The sequence below is a fragment of the Streptomyces sp. NPDC007346 genome (genome assembly GCF_040703535.1).
Classification (GTDB): Bacteria; Actinomycetota; Actinomycetes; order Streptomycetales; family Streptomycetaceae; genus Streptomyces.
In genome coordinates this window covers 1-19,007 of record NZ_JBEYKR010000091.1, presented here as the reverse complement: position 1 = coordinate 19,007, position 19,007 = coordinate 1, and the positions used below count along the sequence as shown (strand labels likewise).

Below are 19,007 nucleotides of genomic sequence, written 5' to 3'. Positions count from 1 at the left end.
CCTGCTCCTGCTTCTAAGGCGTGACGTCCACCGTGGTGGTGGCGCGGACGTCGGCCAGGGAGCGGGCCGCCTGGACGGTGTAGGTGCCGGGGACCGTCGTCCAGCCGTACGCCTCCTCGTCCCAGACCTGGTACGCGCGCCGCTCGACGGGGACGGTGACCTCCACGCTCTCGCCGGGGGCGGCGGTGACCCGGGCGAAGCCGGCGAGCCAGCGGGACGGGCGCTCGGGGGTGCCGGGGGCCGGCGCGGGGGCCAGGTAGATCTGGACGGTGTCGCCGCCGGGGCGGGGGCCGGTGTTGCGGACGCGCACGGTGACCGTGTCGGGGGTGGCGGTGACGGTGTCGTACTCCCAGGTGGTGTAGCCGAGGCCGTGGCCGAAGGCGTACGCGGGGGTGGCGCCCGCCTGCTCCCAGGCGCGGTAGCCGATGAAGACGCCTTCGGTGTAGGGGAGTTCGCCGTTGGCGGGGGTGGTGGCGGTGACCGGCACGTCGGCCAGGGCGACGGGCCAGGTGGTGGGGAGGCGGCCGCCGGGCTCGTACTCCCCGCGCAGTACGTCGGCGAGTGCGTGGCCCGCCTCCTGGCCGGGGAACCAGCTCAGCAGGACGGCGGCCACCTTCTCGCGCCAGGGCAGCTCCACCGGGGAGCCGGAGTTGACGACGACGACCGTACGGGGGTTGACGGCGGCGACCGCGTGGACCAGGGCGTCCTGGTGGCCGGGGAGCCTCAGGTCGGTGCGGTCGAAGCCCTCGGACTCGACGCGTTCGGTGGTGCCGACGACCACGATCGCGGTGTCGGCGCCGCGGGCCGCCTCGACGGCCTCGGCGATCAGCTCGTCCGGGTCGCGGAGCGGGGCGAGGTGGACGAGCGAGAAGGCCACGCCCCTGAGCGGGTGGCCGGTGGCGGGGCCGGGGCGGTGGTTGAGCGAGACCCGGACGGGGGTGCCTTCGGTGAGGGGGACGCGGCCTCGTGCGACCGGCTCGTTGAGGAAGGCGCCGAGGGGGTCGGTGCCGGGGGCGCGGTCCTGGGTGCCCTCGAAGAGCGGGCGCTCGTCGACGGTGAGGGCGAAGGAGCCGGTGCCCCGGGTGCCGAAGGTGTGCTCGCCGCTCTCGCGCGGGGTGAAGGTGCCGGTGATCTCGACGGTGTCCAGGGTGTCGTGGGTGACGCCCTCGGGGAGGTCGGCGCCGATCCACTGGATCTGGCCGCTGGGCAGCGGGACGGTGGCGAGGACGGTCCCGGAGGCGTCGCGGCAGACGGCGGTGAGGGCGAACCCGGCCTCGGCGATGGCGAGTTCGTCGCTCGGGTCGGCGCCGACCGCGTAGGTCAGCGCACCCTCGGGGAGGGCGGCGGTCAGGCCGTCGAGCGGGGAGACCACGTGGTCGGGGAAGACCAGGGCCGAGCCGCCGCCGAGCACCCGGGCGTCCCGGGCCAGGGCGCCGGAGAGGGCGACGGAGGCGTTGGGGGCGAGCGGGAGGGCGGCGGCCCCGTCGCGTACCTCGTTGCGCAGAAGCACGAAGGAGCGGCGGGCGACCTCGCGGGCCAGCGCCTCGCCGTCCACGGGGGCGGGCAGGTCGGCGGGGGCCACGGCGGGCGGGGCGGACTCCAGGGCGCCGACGCGGGCGGCGAGCAGCAGGACGTTCCGTACGGCGAGGTCGACGGTCTTCTCGTCCACCTCCCCGGCCCGGACGGCCTCGGCCAGCGCCTCGCCGTAGACCGTGCGCGGGCCGGGCATCGCGGCGTCCAGCCCGCCGGTGATGGCCCCGGCCGTGGTCCGGGCGGCGAGCCAGTCGGAGACGATGAAGCCGTCGAAGCCCCATTCGCCGCGCAGCACGGCGTTCTGGAGGTAGCGGTGCTCGGTCATCGTCGAGCCGTTGACCTGGTTGTAGGCGGCCATGACGCCCCAGGGGTGGGCGTTCTTGACGATGCGCTCGAAGGGGGCGAGGTAGAGCTCGCGCAGGGGGCGCGGGGCGACGACGTTGTCGACGGTGAAGCGATCGGTCTCGGCGTCGTTGGCCACGAAGTGCTTGACGGTGGTGCCGACCCCGCCGTCCTGGACGCCTTGGACGTAACCGGTGCCGATCTCGCCGGTGAGGTAGGGCTCCTCGCTGTACGCCTCGAAGTGGCGGCCGCCGAGCGGGGTGCGGTGCAGGTTGACCGTGGGGGCGAGCAGCACGTGGACGCCCTTGCGGCGGGCCTCCTGGGCGAGGAGCCTGCCCGCGCGGCGGGCCAGCTCCGGGTCCCAGGTGGCGGCGAGCGCGGTGGGCGAGGGCAGGGCGACGGAGGGGTCGGCGGCGGTCCAGCGGACGCCCCGGACGCCTATGGGGCCGTCCGACATCACCAGGGAGCGCAGGCCGATCGCGGGCAGGGCGGGCAGCGACCACAGGTCCTGGCCGGCCAGGAGGCGCGCCTTGTCGTCGAGCCCGAGGGCGGCGAGGGCCGTGTCGACGGCTTCCCGGCGGAGGGCCTCGGAGTTGCTGGTGCTGGACGCGGCTGCCACGGCCGTACCTCCTGGTCGAGTCCGGTGGAGATCTCCATGGTGACTCGCTGACCGGTAGCACGGTAGTTTTTGTTATGTGTCCGTTACGTTGCCGGAGTGCCGGTTCCGGTGGTGGCGCACGGTCCTGCCGCGCTCGGGGGGCGGGTCAGGTGGTGGCGTACGGTCCTGCTGACGGACTCCGGTGTGGGGCCGGGCAGCACGGAAGGGGCCGGCGATGGCACGTGCCAGGAGCGAGGAGCGGCGGGCCGAGATCCTGCGCGCCACCCTCGAGGTGATCGCCGAGCGCGGCTACCGGGGCGCGACGCTGGGGGCGGTGGCCGAGCGGGTGGGCCTGACCCAGCAGGGGCTGCTGCACTACTTCCCGACGAAGGAAGCGCTGCTGGTGGCGGTGTTGGAGGACCGGGACCGCTGGGACACCGGCGGGGGCCGGGGCGGGGGCGAGGAGGGGGCCTGGGGGCTAGGGCTGCTGGGGTCGCTGGTGGAGTACAACGCGATGCGGCCGGTGATCGTCCGGACCTTCTCGGCGCTGCTCGGTGAGAGCGTGACCGAGGACCACCCGGCGCGGGAGTTCTTCACCCGCCGCTACACCCAGGTCCGGGCGGGCATGGCCGCCACGCTGCGCGCCGAGTACGGCGAGACGCTGCCGGGCGGGCTGAGCCCGGAGCGGGCGGCGGTGCTGCTGGTGGCGGTGATGGACGGGCTCCAGTACCAGTGGCTGCTGGACCCGGAGGCGGTGGACATGCCGCAGGCGTTCGATGACTTCCTGGGACTGCTGAAGGGGCCGCAGGAGGCGTGAGCCCGGGGTTTCAGGGCCGGGGGCTCGCGGCGGTGACCGCCGGAGACCGGGTCACGCGGTCCCCCGTTCCTTCGTGAGGGCCACCCCGTCGGGGGCGGGCGCCGCGCCCGCGTCGACCAGGTCACGGGCCAGGAGGGTGGCTCCGGCGACCGCCCCCGGCATCAGGAACACCGCGACGAACGGGACCAGGAACGACAGCGCGAGCGGGACCCCGAAGCCGAGCACCAGCAGCCGGCGGCGGCCCAGCAGGCCGAGCCGCTTCTTCAGGGCCAGTCCCCGGCGCTGGAGGGCGACCCCGGTCAGCTCCTCGGCCAGGAAGTAGCCGGAGACGCAGACACCGATCGCGGGGACGACGGTCTGGCCGACGACCGGGATGAAGCCGCAGGCGAAGAGGGCGATACCGAAGAGGGCGACGCGCAGCAGGATGCGTACGGAGTCACGGGCGGAGATCCACAGCTCGCGCCAGAGCGGCAGTCCGGACTCGTGGACCTCGCCGCCCTCGCTCCGCTCGACCTCCTCGGAGAGCGACTCGTAGAACGGCTGGCCGACCAGGAGGGTGACGGCGGTGAAGGTGATGACCGCGAGGAAGAGGCCGAGGACGAAGACGAGCGCGGTGAGCGCGGTGCGGAGCAGGCCGGTCCAGGGCGAGGACCAGCCGTCGGCGAACGGGGTGGCCCAGGCGACGAAGTCGTCAGCGCCGTAACCGAGTCCGACCAGGGCACCGGCGTACACGACGAGGGTGATGAGTCCGGGCAGCAGGCCGAAGCCGAACCACCGGCCGTGCCGGAGAACCCAGCGTTGCCCCTTCACCAGATAGCCGAGACCCGACCCCAGATCGTTCATGGGCGTCAGCGTACTGGCGTGCGGAAACGGCGCGGGCCGCACCCCGGGCGGGGTGCGGCCCTCACACGGGGACCTCTCGGTCAGGCGACCGAGAGCTCCACCTTGATGTTGCCGCGGGTCGCGTTCGAGTACGGGCAGACCTGGTGGGCCTTCTCGATGAGCGACCGGGCGGTGGCGGTGTCGACGTTGGGGATGGTCGCGCTGATCGCGACCTCCAGGCCGAAGCCGCCGGCCTCGGTCTTGCCGATGGAGACCGACGCGGTGACCGTCGAGCCGGAGATGTCGGCCTTCTCCTGGCGGGCGACGACACCCAGCGCGCCCTGGAAGCAGGCGCTGTACCCCGCCGCGAAGAGCTGCTCGGGGTTGGTGCCCGCGCCGCTGCCGCCCAGGGCCTTCGGCGGGTTGACCACGACGTCGAGCAGGCCGTCGTCCGAGGCGACGCGGCCGTCACGGCCGTTCTCCGCGGTGGCGACGGCGGTGTAGGCGACGTCGATCTTCTGGATGGTCATGATGTGAGGATTCCTCCTGTTGGTGCGCCGCGACTCGCGCCCACGATCGCGACGGCCTGGGATGAGCCTAACGGGTGACCTTCCGCAGCCGGGCGTGGGACGTGCGGGCCCGCGCCCGGGTCAGACGAGCGAAACGATCATCTTCCCGGTGTTCTCACCGCGCAGGAGGCCGACGAACGCGTCGTAGCCCTTCTCGATGCCCTCGACCTTCGTCTCGCGGTACTTCAGCTCGCCGGAGGCCAGCCAGCCGGCGACCTCCTCGACGAACGCGGGCTGGAGGTCGGCGTGGTCGCCGACGAGCATGCCCTGGAGCCGCAGCCGCTTGCCGATGATCAGCGCCATGTTGCGCGGGCCGGGGGTCGGCTCGGTCTCGTTGTACTGCGCGATCATGCCGCAGATGGTGGCGCGGCCGTGCACGTTGAGCGCGCCGATCGCGGCTTCGAGGTGGTCGCCGCCGACGTTGTCGAAGTAGACGTCGATGCCGTCGGGGGCGGCCTCCTTGAGCTGGTCGCGGACCGGCCCGTTCTTGTAGTTGAAGGCGGCGTCGAAGCCGTACTCCTCGGTGAGGAGCCTGACCTTCTCGTCGGAGCCCGCGGAGCCGATGACCCGGGAGGCGCCCTTGAGCCTGGCCAGCTGGCCGACCTGGCTGCCCACGGCACCGGCGGCGCCGGAGACGAAGACCGCGTCGCCCTCCTTGAAGGAGGCGACGTCGAACAGGCCCGCGTAGGCGGTGAGTCCGGTCATGCCGAGCACGCCGAGGTAGGCGGAGAGCGGGGCGAGGTCGGGGTCGACCTTCACCGCGTGCTTGGCGGGCACGTCGGCGATCTCGCGCCAGCCGAGGCCGTGCAGGACGTGGTCGCCGACGGCGATCCCCTCGGCGTTCGAGGCGATGACCTCGCCGACCGCGCCGCCGTCCATGGGGTGGTCGAGCTTGAAGGGCGGGGTGTACGACTTCACGTCGTTCATCCGGCCGCGCATGTACGGGTCGACGGAGAAGAACTGGTTGCGGACGAGGACGCGGCCTTCGGCCGGAGCGGCCACCGCGGCCTCACGCAGCGCGAAATCCTCGGCCTTGGGCCAGCCGTGGGGGCGGGCGACGAGGTGCCATTCGCGGCTGGACGTGGGAAGTGCTGCAGACATGGGCTCGGGTTCTCCTCGATGTCCTACGGGGGAAGCCTTCAGAAAAGCTTCATGACATGAAACAACTCTGCTCCCGAATATTTCATATTGTCAAGTAAATCGGTACGCTGGTCTCCATGGCCACCCGTACAGACCCCGTGACCCTTGAGGTCGTCGAGCTCATCGGCACCGTCGTGGCGCGCTACCACGAGGAGTACGACCGCGCCGCCGCCGAGCACTCCCTCACCGGGGCACAGGCGCGGGTCCTCGGCCTGCTCGCGCTGGAGCCGACCCCGATGCGGAAGATCGCCGTCAAGCTGAAGTGCGAACCGTCGAACGTGACCGGCATCGTCGACCGCCTGGAGACCCGTGGCCTGGTCGAACGCCGGCCGGACCCCGCCGACCGCCGCGTGAAGCTGGCCGCCGCGACGGAGGCGGGCGTGCGGACGGCCCGCGAGCTGCGGGACTCGCTGACCTTCGCCCGGGAGCCGCTGGCCGAACTCTCGGACGCGGAGCGGACCGTACTGCGGGATCTGCTGCGGCGGATGCTGGGCGCGGACGCCTAGAAGCTCTCCATGACGTTCACGCGTGTCTCCATCATGACGTTCACGCGTGTCTCCATTACGTTCACGCGTGCCCCTCACCGGCAGGTGAGGACCCTGTGAGGGACACCGGATTCCGCCGACAGCCGGTCCGATACGCCTGACCTGCGGGAAGATGGGCGCCATGACCGCTCCCACCCCGTTCGGCCCCCGCGAGTTCCAGCTCGTCCTGCTCCGCCGGATGGCCGACCACCAGCCGGACCTGGTCGAGGAGGCGCGCCACGAGCTGAGCGCCTCGCTCGCCGACATGCGGGAGGCCAACCGCCGCTGGCAGGCCATGGTCCGCGCGCCCCGGGGGCGGGGGTCGCTGCGGCGCTACCGCTCGGTGCTCGGTGAGCCGGAGGTGACGCTGAAGCGCCGCGTGGGCGACCTGGAGTGCGAGGCGCTGCTCTGGCCGGTGCCGCTCTGGCCGGACCTCCGGTTCGAGGTGATGGCCGCGCCGGGCGGGGCCGTGTGGAACGAGTGGCTCGTCCGGGCCCCGGGGGCGGCGGGCCCCCAGCTCACCTCCGTACCCTCGCTGCGCCCCTGGTCGTGCACCGTGGACGAGGTGGCCCGCGCCTTTCCCCCGGCGCGGCCGATGGAGGGCAGCGCGCCGACCCGGTGGGCGCTGGCCCTCACCGACCCGGGCAGCGGGGAGCGCCACGTCGCCGAGTTCACCTGGGGGCTGTTCCAGCGGCTCCTTCCGGGGTGAGGCGTCGGGGGAGCTGGCGGTGCGTCAGCTGACGCCCCCCTTACGGCGCATCCCAGCGCGCGCGACCCGGCGAGGAACGCGACGATGCGATGAGAGGCCGGCTCCCGCCGGTACCCCCATCCGCGCTCTCGGGAGAACCTGCCGTGACCGTCAGCCTTGAGCAGTTGCAGCGTTGCCACATCGCCGTCGATCTCGGGGCCGCGAGGACCCGTGTGTACGTGAAGGGGCTCGGGCTCGTCGTGGACGAACCGAGCGTCGCCGCCGTCAACACCCGTACCGGATCGCTCATCGCGGTCGGCGTCCTCGCCGAGCAGATGACCGGCCGCACCCCCGCGTACATCCGCGTGGTCCGCCCGGTCTCCGGCGGCTCCGTCGTCGACATCGAGATGGCCCAGCGGATGCTGCGCCATCTGCTCGGCGACAAGCTCCGCCGCCAGTTGCGCCGCAAGCCCCGGCTGCGCGCCGCCGCCTGCATCCCGCACGAGGCCGATCCGCTGGCCCAGCGCGCCACGGTGGAGACCCTGGTCGGGCTCGGCGCCCGGCGGGTCGAGCTGGTGGACACGCTGATCGCGGCGGCCGCCGGCTGCGGGCTGCCGGTGGAGCAGCCGACCGCCACCATGATCATGGCGTGCGGTGCGGCCACCACCCAGATCGCCGTCCTCTCGCTCGGCTCGATCGTGACGGCCGTCCGGCTCCCGGTCGGTGGCAACGCCATCGACGAGGCGGTGATCCAGTACCTGCGCCAGCACCACGAGCTGATGCTCCCGAGCCAGTCCGTGCGGCCCCTGCAACTGGCGCTGCACGGCAACGGCCTCCAGCTCACCGGGCCCGCCCTGACCGAGATCCACGGCCGGGACGTGGCGACCGGGCTCGCCCGCTCGGTGCAGGTCGACACCGCCGCCGTACGGCAGGCCATCCACACCCCGCTCACCGCCGTCCTCGACGGGGTGGGCAAGGTGCTGCGCGAGTGCCCGCCCGACCTGGTGGCCGACCTCGCGGACCGCGGGATCATGATGGTCGGCGGCAGCGCGCTGCTGCCGGGGCTCGACCAGATGCTCCGGGACGCGACGGGCATGCCGGTGCACATCGCGGAGCGCCCCGACGTCTGCTCGGTGCTCGGCCTCGGCGCGATGCTGGACGGCAGGATCCAGCCGATGGTCCTCAACCCGCTGGCGGGTTAGGGCTCCTTGTCCCCCGCCGACCGGCTGCCGCACCTCCTGGAGGCCGTCCTCAGCATCGGCAGCGACCTCGGGCTCCGGGCCACGCTCCAGCAGATCGTGGACACCGCGACCACCCTGACAAAGGCCCGCCACGGCGCCCTGCGCGTGCTGGAGCCCGACCAGGACCGGACCGAGGCGCTCTACACGACCGGGATGACCCCGGCGGAGCGGCGGCGCGTCGACCGCCTCCTCCCGGAGCGCCGCCCCGGGCTCCGGGAGGAGGGCGGCGGCCGGGGACCGGGCGGGCCGCCCGCCCCGGCCTTCCTCACCGCCCCGATCCAGGTGCACACCGAACTCTTCGGCCACCTCTGCCTGGCGGAGAAGAGCACGGGCCCCTTCACCGAGACCGACCGCGCCCTGCTGCACGTCCTCGCCTCCCAGGCGGGCATCGCGATCGGCAACGCCCGGCTCTACGAGAGCGCCCGGCAGCGCGAGCGGTGGATCGAGGGCGCGGCCGCCGTCACCACGGCCCTGCTGACCGGCACCGACGCGGCCGACGCCCTGATGACCGTGGCCGAGAGCGCACGGGTGCTCGCCGGTGCCTCGGCCGGGGTGATCCTCCAGCCCACCGAGGCGGGCGGGATGGAGATCGTGACCGCCTCCACGCTCGACGACCCGGCGGGCATCGTCGGCACGACCATCGAACCCGGCTCCCCCGTCCTGGTCCAGCTGCTCGGCGGCGAACCGGTCTTCGTCGACGACTCGGCCACCGACCCCCGCATGACCACCGACGTACGGTCCCGGTTCGGGCCCAGCATGATGCTGCCGCTCCAGAGCGGCGGCCGGCTCATCGGCACCCTCGCCCTGCCCCGGCGGCGCGGGGCGCCCCCGTACACGGCGGTCGACCGGCTGCTGGCGACCCAGTTCGCCTCGCAGGCCGCCCTGGCGCTGGTGATGGCCGACGCGCAGGCGGACCGGGAGCAGCTCGCGGTGTACGAGGACCGCGACCGGATCGCCCGTGACCTGCACGATCTGGTGGTCCAGCGGCTCTTCGCCACCGAGATGATGCTGGAGTCGACGCGCCGGCGGGCCACGGGCGAGCAGGCCGAAGGGGCCGGGGAGACAGGTGGCACCGGGGAGGCGGACGGTACCGGGGAGGGAGGCAGAGCCGGGGAGGCGGGCGGGGCCGGGGAGAGCGCCGGGGATCTGCTCGGGCGGGCCGTGGACGAGCTGGACTCCACCATCCAGGAGGTGCGTACCGCGATCTTCGCGCTCCAGCAGCCGCCCGCCGAGGCCCCGGGCACCTTCCGGGGCCGGGTGCTGCGCGAGACCGGGGGCGCGTCGGCGCTGCTGGGGTTTCCGCCGTCGGTGCGCTTCACCGGGGCGGTGGACGCCCTGGTGGGCGAGGAGACGGGCCGGGAGCTGCTGGCCGTGCTGCGCGGGGCGCTGGCCGCCGCGCACCGCCGGCCCGCGGTCTCGGCCATCGAGGTGGAGGTGGACGCCACGGTCCGGCTGCCGGACGGGCGGAGCGCGGTGCGTCTGGTGGTGGCCGACGACGGGCTCGACGAGGAGGGCGGCCGGTCCACGGCGGTGACCTGGCAGGCGCCGCTGCAAGGCCCGCCGGGCTGAAGCCGTCAGCGTTTGGGGGCCGCCCGCAGCGCGATCCGGGTGTTGGAGTGGGCCACGCCCGCCTCCCGCTTGAGCCGCCGCAGCAGCGCGTCCAGCGCCGCCGGGTCGGCCGCCGTGGCGCGGATCAGGTAGTCGTGGCCGCCCGTCACATGCACCACCTCCGTGATACCGGGCAGCATCAGCACCGAGCGCTCGAACTCCTCGTTCGTCGTGTCGAGCCGCAGCGTCACATCGATGAAGACGACCAGGCCCGAACGGGTGTCGGCGGCCGGGTCGAGGATGACGGTGAAGCCGCGGACCACCCCGTCCCGGCGCATGTGGCGGACCCGGTCGCCCGCCGCGTTGGCGCTGAGCCCCACGCGTGCGCCCAGGTCCCGGTACGAGATCCGGGCGTCCTCCTGGAGAATGCCGAGGATTTCCCTGTCCAGCCGATCCATACCGCCAATTGTCCCAGGTTATGGCGATATCGGCGCTTGTGGCGATATCGGCTGAGGAGGACCGCGGAGAGCCGGGGCAGCCCCCTGCCGCCCGGTCGGCGCAGCCCGGCGGGCCGTGCGCTGCCCCGCCCCCTTGACTTGCTGTGTGGATACCGCCGCCAAGCACTCCCCCGGGCCTCCGGGCGCCCCCGCCCCGGCAGGAGCCGCGCCGCCCGCCGCGTACCGCAATCTGGTCATGGCCACGATCGGCTTCGCCCTCACCTTCTGGGCGTGGAACCTGATCGCGCCGATGTCGGGCGACTACAAGGACCGGCTCGGGCTCAGCTCGTTCCAGCAGTCGTTCCTGGTGGCCGTGCCGGTGCTCGTCGGGTCGCTCGGCCGGATCCCGGTGGGCGCGCTGACGGACAAGTACGGCGCGAAGCTGATGTTCCCGCTGGTGTCGGCGCTGACGATCGTGCCGGTGCTGCTGCTGGTCCCGGCGAAGAACTCGTACGGGGCGATGATCGCGGTCGGCTTCCTGCTGGGGCTCGGCGGCACCACGTTCGCGATCGGCGTCCCGCTGGTCAACTCGTGGTTCCCGCCCGCCAAACGGGGGTTCGCGCTGGGCGTCTTCGGGATGGGCATGGGCGGGGTCGCGCTGTCCGGCTACTTCACCCCGCGCATCGCCGAGCACGGCGACAACCTGCCGTTCCTCGTGGTCGCCGGCGCCCTGCTGGTGTACGCGCTGCTGGCCGCCGTCCTGGTCAGCGACCACCCCGACCGGAAGGTTCCCACGGACACATTGGTGCGCCGGCTCGGCGAGGCCGGGAGGCTCCGGGTGACGTGGGAGCTGTCGGCGCTGTACGCGATCGGCTTCGGCGGGATCGTGGCGTTCGGGGTCTATCTGCCGACGTACCTGAAGACCTGGTACGCGATGTCGCCGACCGAGGCGGGCACCAAGGCGGCCGGGTTCGCGCTGGTCACGGTGGTCCTCCGGCCGGTCGGCGGCTGGCTCTCGGACCGGATCCACCCGGCGCTGGTGACCTCCGGCGCGCTGCTAGTGGCGGCCCTGATGGCGGTCGTGCAGGCCTTCGAGCCGCCGCTCAACCCGGTCGGCACCATCGCGCTGCTGGCCATGGCGGCCGGGCTCGGCACGGCGAGCGGCAGTGTGTTCGCCCTGGTCTCGCAGGTGACCCCGCAGCCGAAGGTGGGCAGTGTGACGGGCATCGTCGGCGCGATGGGCGGGCTCGGCGGCTTCGTTCCGCCGCTGGTGATGGGGGCGATCTACAGCACCAAGGACTCGTACGCGATCGGCTTCATGCTCCTGTCCGACCTGGCGCTGGCCGGGTGCGTGTACGCGTACGCGCGGATGCGGACCCTCCGGCGCGACGGGTGAGCCGTGCGGACGCGCGGGAACGGCCGCGTTCCCGCCGGAACGCGGCCGTTCGCGTGTGTGCCCCGGTGGGGCTACCCGCGCTGTCGGAGCTGCTGTACGAACCGGTCCGTCCAGTACGCCGTCCGGTCCAGGTAGGCCGTCTCGGCGGCCGCCCCGGTCTTGCCGTAGGCCCCCCCGAAGGTCTCGTAGCCGTGGCCCGGGGGCGGGTTGGAGGAGGCCGGTTCGATGGAGCTGCCCTCGTGCCACTCGTTGAACGAGGTGACGGAGACCCAGGTGGGGTCGCCGCCGATGGCCGGGTCCAGGGCGTTGTTCCACTGCCGGTCGTAGGAGGCGCCGTCCGCGCGGCCCAGGGTGGGGGTGGTGTTGCCGGGGACGGCCCGGTCGTCGATGTAGCCGGGGGCGACCGAGGGGGCCCAGACCAGGCCGTTGGCCTTGGCGTAGTCGCCGGCCTGCTTCCAGCCGGGGGCGGTGGCTCCGGCGATGCCGTCGTAGGTGTAGATCCCGCCGAAGTGGTCGACCTTGGTGGTGTCGGTGGTCTGGGCGAGGACGATGGCGGTGTCCTTGACGGCCCCCAGCGCCGACCAGTCCTGGATCTTCAGGCTCTCGAAGACGTAGTAGGCGTTGCGGTCGCCGTGGGCCGCGTCCCGGTAGAAGGCGGGGTGGTCGCCGAACTTCCCTTCCAGGTAGGCGATGTCGTCGACGACGGAGGCGGCGGTGCGGCCGCTGTACGGCTCGATGTGCCAGGCGACCTCGATGCCGTGGCGGGCGGCGGCGTCCAGGACGTCACCGGCGAGGGAGTCCTCGTACCCCCCTTGCCCCCACCAGCTGTAGACGATGACGCCCGCGCCGGACCGCTGCACCCACTCCATGTGCTGGTCCACCGCTCCGGCGATGTCCCCGGAGTCGTACGGGCCGAGCTTCGGGTACAGGTCGGCGCCGATGGAGTCGGGCGGGGTGTGGCCGCCCTGCTGCCAGTGGCGCCAGCTCCCGGAGACCTCCGGGGTGCCGTACCAGGGGTAGTAGAAGAGGTGCACGTCCGGCGAGCCGCCGGCCTCGGTGGCCGGGGCGCGGGTGAGGGTGAAGCGGTCGACGTCGAAGAGGGCGCCCGCACCCCCGGTGAACCGCAGGAACAGCGGGCCCGCGCCCGGTGCGGCGGCCGTCAGGGCGGTGGTGACCTCGGTGAAGGTGTCCCAGCCGCCGGTCGGGGCCACGTCCACCGAGCCGAGGAGCTGCCCGGTGGCGGAGCCTGCGCGGACCTCGATGGTGCCGCCCGCGCCGGCCGAGGAGACGGTGGCGGTGAAGGCGGTGGCCCCGGCGGGGTCGATCGCGGCGTAGCCCGCCCAGTCGCCGTGGTCGATGTAGCCGAGGGTCGCGCCGCCGCCGGCCGCCGCGTGCGGGGCGGCCTGGACGCCGAAGGAGGAGGTGTACGCCTCCGCCTCCGCGCTGTCGCCGCCCGGGTCCGGGTCCGGGCCGGGGCCCGGGTCGCCGGCGGAGCAGTCGGCCTCGACGGCTCCGGCCGCGTACTGGATGCCGCCGAGGAGGAGTTGGCGGAAGTCCGGGTCGGCGAAGGACTCGATGGTGTGGCCGAGTCCGGTGTAGAAGGAGCGCCCCTCCTGCTGCTCGTGGCACCAGGTGATGGGGTGGTCGCCGCCCATCTCGCCACCGTGGTAGCTGGTTTCGTCCAGCGACTGGAGGACGTGGACGTCTCCGCGCGGGTTGGAGCGGTAGTTGTACCACTCGTCGGTCCGCGTCCAGGTGTCGTCCAGGTGCGCGGTGGCCGGGTGGACGTGGTCCTCGGTGGTGAGGCGGGCCTCCTGGATCTCCGGGTGGCTCTGGAACCAGGCGCCGACCAGGTCCTCGTACTCCGGCCAGTCGTACTCGGTGTCGGCCGCCGCGTGGACGCCGACGAAGCCGCCGCCCCCGTCGACGTACCCCTTGAGGGCGTTCTGCTGGCTGTCGTCCAGGACGTCGCCGGTGGTGGAGAGGAAGACGACGGCCTCGTACTCGGCGAGGTTCTGCGGGGTGAAGGCGGTCGCGTCCTCGGTGGCGGTGACGGTGAAGTCGTTGGCCGCGCCCAGCTGTTGGATGGCGGTGATGCCCGCTGGGATGGAGTCGTGGCGGAACCCGGCGGTCTTGGAGAAGACCAGGACCTGGTACGGGTCGGCTGCCGCCGCCGCGCTCGGGACGCCGGGGCTCAGGAAGGCGGCTCCCAGCGCGAGGGCCACGGCGCAGGCCAGACGGCGGATGCGGGATCGTCTCATCGGTTGCTCACCCCTGCTGCTGTGTCGGAGGTGGTGAAGGTGAAGGCGTCCAGGTCGAAGAGGCTGCCCTGACCCGTCGGGCCCTTGAAGACGAGGAAGAGTTCGATGGGCCCGGCGGGGGCGTCGCCCACCTCCGCCGTGACGTCCACGAAGTCCTCCCAGCCGCCGGTCGGGGCGACGGCGAGGCTGGACAGGAGCGTGCCGGTGGGCGAGCCCGCCCGCAGCTCCAGGGTGCCGCCCGCCCCGCCCGAGGAGACCCGGGCCGTGACGGAGGTGGCGTCGGTCAGGACGTACGGCTCGAAGGAGATCCAGTCGCCGTCGTCGGTGTAGCCGACGGTGGCGCCGCCCTCGGCGGGCCCGTGCGGGGCGATCTCGATGCCGGACTGGGCGGCGAAGTGCTCGCCCTGGCGGTGGCGGGGCTGGAGGATGGAGTCGCTGTGCGTGGTCAGCCCGTCCGCGTCGGTGTACTCGGCGTCGAAGACCCCGTAGATGTTGGCGGCGCTGTCGTGCTCCCCGTCGACGGGTACGTCGATCGTGCCGGAGCAGCCGTTCTTCGAGGTGATCTGGTGGCGGTGGCTGTCATGGCCGAGGAGGTAGGTGACCTTGACCTTGGAGCAGTCGATCGTGCCGTCCTCCGGGTCGCTGACGCTCACGGTGAACGGGACGGAGTCGCCGAAGGAGAACAGTGTGCCGTCCACCGGGGTCTCCAGGGTGACCGTGGGCGCGCTGTTGCCCGCTGTCACGACCAGGCTCGCGGTGCCGGTGAGCCCTTCGGGGTCGGTGACGGTGAGGGTGGGGGTGTAGGTCCCGGCGGCCGTGTAGGTGTGGCTGGGGTTCGCGTCGGTGGAGGTGGCCCCGTCGCCGAAGTCCCAGGCGTAGGTGAGGTTTCCGCCCTCGGGGTCGTTGCTGCCGGCCGAGGAGAAGGAGACCGCGAGCGGGGTGGGCCCGGAGGTCCGGTCGGCGGCGGCCCTGGCGACCGGGGAGCGGTTGCTGCCGGCGAGGTGCTCGATACGGTAGAGGGCCTGGTTTCCGGCGCCGGTCCCGTAGTCGAGGACGTACAGCGCGCCGTCGGGTCCGAACGCGGAGTCCATCACCTGGGTCCCGGCCCACGGGAAGGTGTCGATGGCCCCGGGCGATCCGTCGGAGTTCACCTCGACCGGCTTGATCCACTGGCGCCCGTACTCGGTGGCGAAGAACCGGCCGTCGAGCGAGGCCGGGAACTTCACCGCGGAGTCCAGGTCCGGGTCGAAGTTGTACACGGGTCCGGCCATCGGGGACTCGGAGCCGCCGCCGAACTCCGGCGGGGAGCCCGCGTCACCGGCGTACCGGATCCAGGCGGGCTGGGCGGGGGGCAGGGTGGCGAGGCCGGTGTTGCGGAAGGAGTTGTTGGCCGGGCCGCCGGCGCAGTCGTACTTGGCTCCGGCGGGGCCGTTGGGGAAGGTGTACTCGCCGTACGTCTCCGTGGGCGTGTTGGTGCCGGTGCAGTACGGCCAGCCGAAGTTTCCGGGCTCGGTGACGCGGTTGAACTCGACCTGGCCGCTGGGGCCCCGGTTCGGGTCGGTGGTTCCGGCGTCGGGGCCGTAGTCGCCGATGTAGACGGCCCCGGTCTTCTGGTCGACGGACATCCGGAACGGGTTGCGGAAGCCCATCGCGTAGATCTCGGGGCGGGTGTGCGCGGTGCCCGGGGCGAAGAGGTTGCCCGCCGGGACCGTGTAGCCGCCGTCCGCCGTGGGCGTGATCCGCAGCAGCTTGCCGCGCAGGTCGTTGGTGTTGCCGGAGGACCGCTGGGCGTCGAACTGCGGGTTGCGGTCCGTGCGTTCGTCGATGGGCGAGTAGCCGCTCGACTCGAACGGGTTGGTGTCGTCGCCGGTGGTCAGATAGAGGTTCCCGGCGGCGTCGAAGTCGATGTCACCACCGACGTGGCAGCACTGGCCCCGGTCGCTCTCGACTTCGAGGAGCACCTTCTCACTGGCGGTGTCCAGCGTTCCGTCGGCCGTGAGCTGGAAGCGGGAGAGGTTCAGGTGCCCCTTCCACGGCTCGAAGTCGGCGGCGGATCCGGTGGTCGGCGCGTCGCCCGGCGGGGTGTTCAGCGCGGGCGAGTAGTAGAGGTAGACGTACCGGTTGGCCGCGAAGTCCGGGTCGGCGGCGACGCCTTGGAGGCCTTCCTCGTCGTGCGTGTAGACGTCGAGCTTCCCCGCCGTCTTCGTGGAACCGGCCGCGTCGGTGAGGCGGAGCGTGCCGTCGCGCGCCGTGTGCAGGACGGACCGGTCGGGCAGGACGGCGAGGGACATGGCCTCGCCCAGTTCGGCCGGGCCGACGGCCAGTTGGACCTGCTGGTAGTCGGAGGCGGGGATGTCGGCCGCGACGCGTGGGGTACGGGCGTCGGGGTCGACCGCCGTCGCGGTGGTGGCGGGGACGGCCAGAGCGGTCGCCAGCAGGGCGGCGAGGGCGGTGGCGTATCTGGACCAGCGTGGGCGTGCGGGTGAGGACGGCATGGCGAGGTCGTGTTCCTTCCTGACGGTACGTGGGGTGTGTCAGGCAAGGCGCTGTCGCGCTTTGCGACGTGCGGGGTGCGGAGCGCGCCGGAGCAGGCAGCTTTTTTCTTCCGGAGAGCGCTCCAACATCCTTACTAAGCAGGCTTTTTGCATGCTGGCAACGCAAAATTAATTTGTCAAGGTCGTGTCAAAATTCCGGAACCGGTGCTCCGTACAAGCGATGAGGCGAGCGTCACCCGGCCCGGCCCAGCCCCGACCCCCTAGGCTTCCCGGCGTGACCTTCCTTCTTCCCGCGCTCCAGTCCCCCACCGGCCCGGCAGCCTCCCGGGAGGCCGTGCGCTTCGGTGAACTCTCGCTGACCTACGGCCGGCTGGCCGAGGCCTCCGCCGCCCTCGCCGCCCGGATCGCGGACGCGGGCCGGGTCGCCGTCTGGGCCACCCCGACGCCGGAGACGGTGATCGCGGTGGTGGCGGCGCTGCGGGCCGGGGTGCCGGCCGTGCCGCTCAACCCCCGCACGGGAGCGGCCGAGTTGGCGCACATCCTGGCCGACAGCGCGCCCACGGCCGTCCTGGCGGGCCCCGACGACGAGCTGCCCCCGGCACTGGCGACGGTGCGGCGGGTGACGGTCGACGCGCGGGCGGCGGTGGACGGGGCCCCGGCGGGCGAGGCGGCGGGCACGGGGGCGGCATCCGCGTCACCGGCTACGGCGGCGGGCACGGGGGACGCATCCGCCGACGCCCCCGCCCTGATCGTCTACACCTCCGGCACCACCGGCCCGCCCAAAGGGGCCGTGCTGCCCCGCCGGGCCGTCGCCGCGTCCCTGGACGCGCTGGAGGACGCCTGGGGGTGGACCGGTGACGACGTCCTGGTCCACGCACTGCCGCTGTTCCACGTCCACGGGCTGATCCTGGGCGTCCTCGGCCCGCTGCGCCGGGGCGGTTCCCTGCGCCACCTGGGGAAGTTCTCGCCCGACGGCGTGGCCCGCGAGCTGGGGTCCGGGGGCACGATGCTGTTCGGCGTACCGACGATGTACCACCGGCTGGCCGAGGTGCTGGACGCCCCGGCGGGCGGCGCGGAGCGGGACGCACTGGCCGACGCGCTGGCCGGGGCGCTGGCGGGGGCACTGGCGGGGGCACGGCTGCTGGTCTCCGGTTCGGCGGCGCTGCCCGTGCACGACCACGAACGCATCGCGGCGGCGACCGGGCGGCGCGTGATCGAGCGGTACGGGATGACGGAGACCCTGATGAACACCGGGATCCGGGCGGACGGCGTACCGCGCCCCGGCACGGTCGGCCCGCCGCTCGCCGGGGTGGAGCTGCGCCTGGTGGAGGAGGACGGCACGGTGCTGGAGGGGCCCGAGGCGATCGGCGAGATCCAGGTCCGGGGCCCGAACCTCTTCACCGGCTACCTGAACCGGCCCGACGCCACGGCCGCCGCGCACACCGAGGACGGCTGGTTCCGTACGGGGGACGTCGGCACGGTGGACGAGGACGGGTACGTACACATCGTCGGGCGCAAGGCCACCGACCTGATCAAGAGCGGCGGCCACAAGATCGGCGCGGGCGAGATCGAGAACGTGCTCCTCGCCCACCCCGGCGTCCGGGAAGCGGCCGTGACCGGCGAGGAGGACCCGGACCTGGGCGAGCGGGTCGTGGCGTGGGTGGTCGCGGCGGACCCCGACTCTCCGCCGTCCGCCGAAGAGCTGGCGGACCATGTGGCCGCCCAGCTGGCCCCGCACAAGCGCCCGCGCACCGTGCGTTACCTGGACGCCCTGCCCCGCAACGACCTGGGCAAGATCATGAAGAGGTCGCTCCATGTCCGGTGACCCGTCCGCCAGGTCCGCCGACCCGTCCGCCCGGCTGACGGCCCGGGAGACGATCGCCCTGCTCACCGGCGCGGCGGGCTTCACCGAGCACCGCCCGCCGTCGCACACCCTGCCGCCGGACGGTCCGCTCGGCTGGGCGGGGTACGACGCGGCGCGGGAGCGGGCTCGGGCACGGACCGGCGAGGACGAGTCCGTGGTGTACGGGACCGGGGTCGTCGGCGGGCGCGCGTGCGTCCTGCTCTCCTTCGAATTCGGCTTCCTGGGCGGCTCGTTGGGCCGGCTGACGGGGGACCGTCTGGAGGCCGCGTACGGACTCGCCCTGACCCGGCGCCTCCCCCTGGTCGCGCTCGTCGCCACGGGGGGCAGCCGGATGCAGGAGGGCATGGTCGCGCTCACCCAGCTCCAGCGGGTGGCGGCCGCCTCCGCCCGGCTGCGCGCGGCGGGGCTCCCGCAGATCGCCGTGGTCCGCGACCCCACGACCGGCGGCGGCTGGGCCACCGTGGGGGCGGGCGCGGATGTGGTGCTGGCCGTGCCGGGCGCGCAGGTCGGCTTCGCGGGGTCCCGGGTGCGCCCGCCGGACGCGGACCCGTACGCGTACAGCGCCGAGGGCCAGTTCGCGGCGGGCCAGGTGGACGCGGTGGTCCCGGGCGAGGAGCTGCCGCGCACGGTGGGCCTGTGGCTGCGGGCGCTGGGTGCGGGGGAGGCGCTCGGGGCCGGGACGGATGGGGCGACCGGCACGACGGGGGCGGGCGCGCACGGGGCCCTCGGCGC

General features: G+C 73.4%; 15 protein-coding genes. 8 read left to right on the top strand and 7 right to left on the bottom strand.

Annotation, left to right across the window (positions count from 1 at the left end; all coding sequences use genetic code 11):
- Positions 1–13: 13 nt before the first annotated feature.
- On the bottom strand, positions 14–2,494 hold the full coding sequence (locus tag AB0917_RS22520; protein ID WP_366821409.1) for a glycoside hydrolase family 3 C-terminal domain-containing protein: 2,481 nt from the start codon (positions 2,492–2,494) through the stop codon (positions 14–16).
- Positions 2,495–2,708: 214 nt separating this feature from the next.
- Here AB0917_RS22520 and AB0917_RS22515 point away from each other — a divergent pair, with 214 nt between their 5' ends.
- Positions 2,709–3,290, top strand: coding sequence for a TetR/AcrR family transcriptional regulator (locus AB0917_RS22515; RefSeq protein ID WP_366821408.1), 582 nt, complete (start codon positions 2,709–2,711; stop codon positions 3,288–3,290).
- 51 nt (positions 3,291–3,341) lie between these two features.
- On the opposite strand, the gene AB0917_RS22510 is transcribed toward AB0917_RS22515, so the two are convergent.
- The 3 genes from AB0917_RS22510 to AB0917_RS22500 form a co-directional block, all read right to left on the bottom strand.
- Positions 3,342–4,133, bottom strand: coding sequence for an EI24 domain-containing protein (locus tag AB0917_RS22510; protein ID WP_366821407.1), 792 nt, complete (start codon positions 4,131–4,133; stop codon positions 3,342–3,344).
- An 80-nt stretch (positions 4,134–4,213) separates the two neighbouring features.
- Positions 4,214–4,642 (bottom strand): organic hydroperoxide resistance protein, encoded by a 429-nt coding sequence (locus tag AB0917_RS22505; protein WP_366821406.1) that lies wholly within the window; start codon positions 4,640–4,642, stop codon positions 4,214–4,216.
- A gap of 120 nt (positions 4,643–4,762) precedes the next feature.
- On the bottom strand, positions 4,763–5,782 hold the full coding sequence (locus AB0917_RS22500; protein ID WP_366821405.1) for an NADP-dependent oxidoreductase: 1,020 nt from the start codon (positions 5,780–5,782) through the stop codon (positions 4,763–4,765).
- Between the two features lie 116 nt (positions 5,783–5,898).
- Here AB0917_RS22500 and AB0917_RS22495 point away from each other — a divergent pair, with 116 nt between their 5' ends.
- The 4 genes from AB0917_RS22495 to AB0917_RS22480 all read left to right on the top strand — a co-directional run bounded on the left by AB0917_RS22495 (position 5,899) and on the right by AB0917_RS22480 (position 9,843).
- On the top strand, positions 5,899–6,327 hold the full coding sequence (locus tag AB0917_RS22495; protein ID WP_366821404.1) for a MarR family transcriptional regulator: 429 nt from the start codon (positions 5,899–5,901) through the stop codon (positions 6,325–6,327).
- 160 nt (positions 6,328–6,487) lie between these two features.
- A complete protein-coding gene (locus tag AB0917_RS22490) occupies positions 6,488–7,054 on the top strand; it encodes a hypothetical protein (RefSeq protein ID WP_366821403.1) in 567 nt (188 codons plus the stop codon).
- Positions 7,055–7,197: 143 nt separating this feature from the next.
- Entirely contained in the window at positions 7,198–8,235 is a 1,038-nt protein-coding gene (locus AB0917_RS22485) for a rod shape-determining protein (RefSeq protein WP_366821402.1), read from the top strand.
- 6 nt (positions 8,236–8,241) lie between these two features.
- Positions 8,242–9,843 carry a GAF domain-containing protein gene (locus tag AB0917_RS22480; RefSeq protein WP_366821401.1) on the top strand — a complete coding sequence of 534 codons (1,602 nt, stop codon included), beginning with the start codon at positions 8,242–8,244 and terminating at the stop codon, positions 9,841–9,843.
- Positions 9,844–9,848: 5 nt separating this feature from the next.
- Here AB0917_RS22480 and AB0917_RS22475 read toward each other — a convergent pair whose 3' ends face one another.
- The gene (locus AB0917_RS22475; RefSeq protein ID WP_366821400.1) at positions 9,849–10,280 is read right to left on the bottom strand and encodes an Lrp/AsnC family transcriptional regulator; all 432 of its coding nucleotides are present in this window, start codon (positions 10,278–10,280) and stop codon (positions 9,849–9,851) included.
- A gap of 145 nt (positions 10,281–10,425) precedes the next feature.
- On the opposite strand from AB0917_RS22475, the gene AB0917_RS22470 reads away from it, so the two are divergent.
- The gene (locus AB0917_RS22470; RefSeq protein WP_366821399.1) at positions 10,426–11,655 is read left to right on the top strand and encodes a NarK/NasA family nitrate transporter; all 1,230 of its coding nucleotides are present in this window, start codon (positions 10,426–10,428) and stop codon (positions 11,653–11,655) included.
- A 71-nt stretch (positions 11,656–11,726) separates the two neighbouring features.
- Here the strand turns inward: AB0917_RS22470 and AB0917_RS22465 are convergent, their stop codons facing one another.
- Positions 11,727–13,916: a ThuA domain-containing protein gene (locus AB0917_RS22465; protein ID WP_366821398.1), complete on the bottom strand. Its 2,190-nt coding sequence runs from the start codon at positions 13,914–13,916 to the stop codon at positions 11,727–11,729.
- Positions 13,913–16,411 carry a PQQ-dependent sugar dehydrogenase gene (locus AB0917_RS22460; protein WP_366821397.1) on the bottom strand — a complete coding sequence of 833 codons (2,499 nt, stop codon included), beginning with the start codon at positions 16,409–16,411 and terminating at the stop codon, positions 13,913–13,915. The genes AB0917_RS22465 and AB0917_RS22460 overlap by 4 nt, the downstream gene beginning before the upstream one ends.
- Positions 16,412–16,685: 274 nt before the next feature.
- Here AB0917_RS22460 and AB0917_RS22455 point away from each other — a divergent pair, with 274 nt between their 5' ends.
- A complete protein-coding gene (locus AB0917_RS22455) occupies positions 16,686–18,236 on the top strand; it encodes an acyl-CoA synthetase (protein ID WP_366821396.1) in 1,551 nt (516 codons plus the stop codon).
- A partial coding sequence (locus AB0917_RS22450) for a carboxyl transferase domain-containing protein (protein WP_366821395.1) occupies positions 18,226–19,007 on the top strand: 782 nt, incomplete at its 3' end. The genes AB0917_RS22455 and AB0917_RS22450, both read left to right, overlap by 11 nt.

Coding starts and splice junctions, on each gene's coding strand:
- AB0917_RS22515 (WP_366821408.1), top strand. CDS start 2,709: ATGGCACGTGCCAGGAGCGAGGAGCGGCGGGCCGAGATCCTGCGCGCC.
- AB0917_RS22510 (WP_366821407.1), bottom strand. CDS start 4,133: ATGAACGATCTGGGGTCGGGTCTCGGCTATCTGGTGAAGGGGCAACGC.
- AB0917_RS22505 (WP_366821406.1), bottom strand. CDS start 4,642: ATGACCATCCAGAAGATCGACGTCGCCTACACCGCCGTCGCCACCGCG.
- AB0917_RS22500 (WP_366821405.1), bottom strand. CDS start 5,782: ATGTCTGCAGCACTTCCCACGTCCAGCCGCGAATGGCACCTCGTCGCC.
- AB0917_RS22495 (WP_366821404.1), top strand. CDS start 5,899: ATGGCCACCCGTACAGACCCCGTGACCCTTGAGGTCGTCGAGCTCATC.
- AB0917_RS22490 (WP_366821403.1), top strand. CDS start 6,488: ATGACCGCTCCCACCCCGTTCGGCCCCCGCGAGTTCCAGCTCGTCCTG.
- AB0917_RS22475 (WP_366821400.1), bottom strand. CDS start 10,280: ATGGATCGGCTGGACAGGGAAATCCTCGGCATTCTCCAGGAGGACGCC.
- AB0917_RS22465 (WP_366821398.1), bottom strand. CDS start 13,916: ATGAGACGATCCCGCATCCGCCGTCTGGCCTGCGCCGTGGCCCTCGCG.
- AB0917_RS22460 (WP_366821397.1), bottom strand. CDS start 16,411: ATGCCGTCCTCACCCGCACGCCCACGCTGGTCCAGATACGCCACCGCC.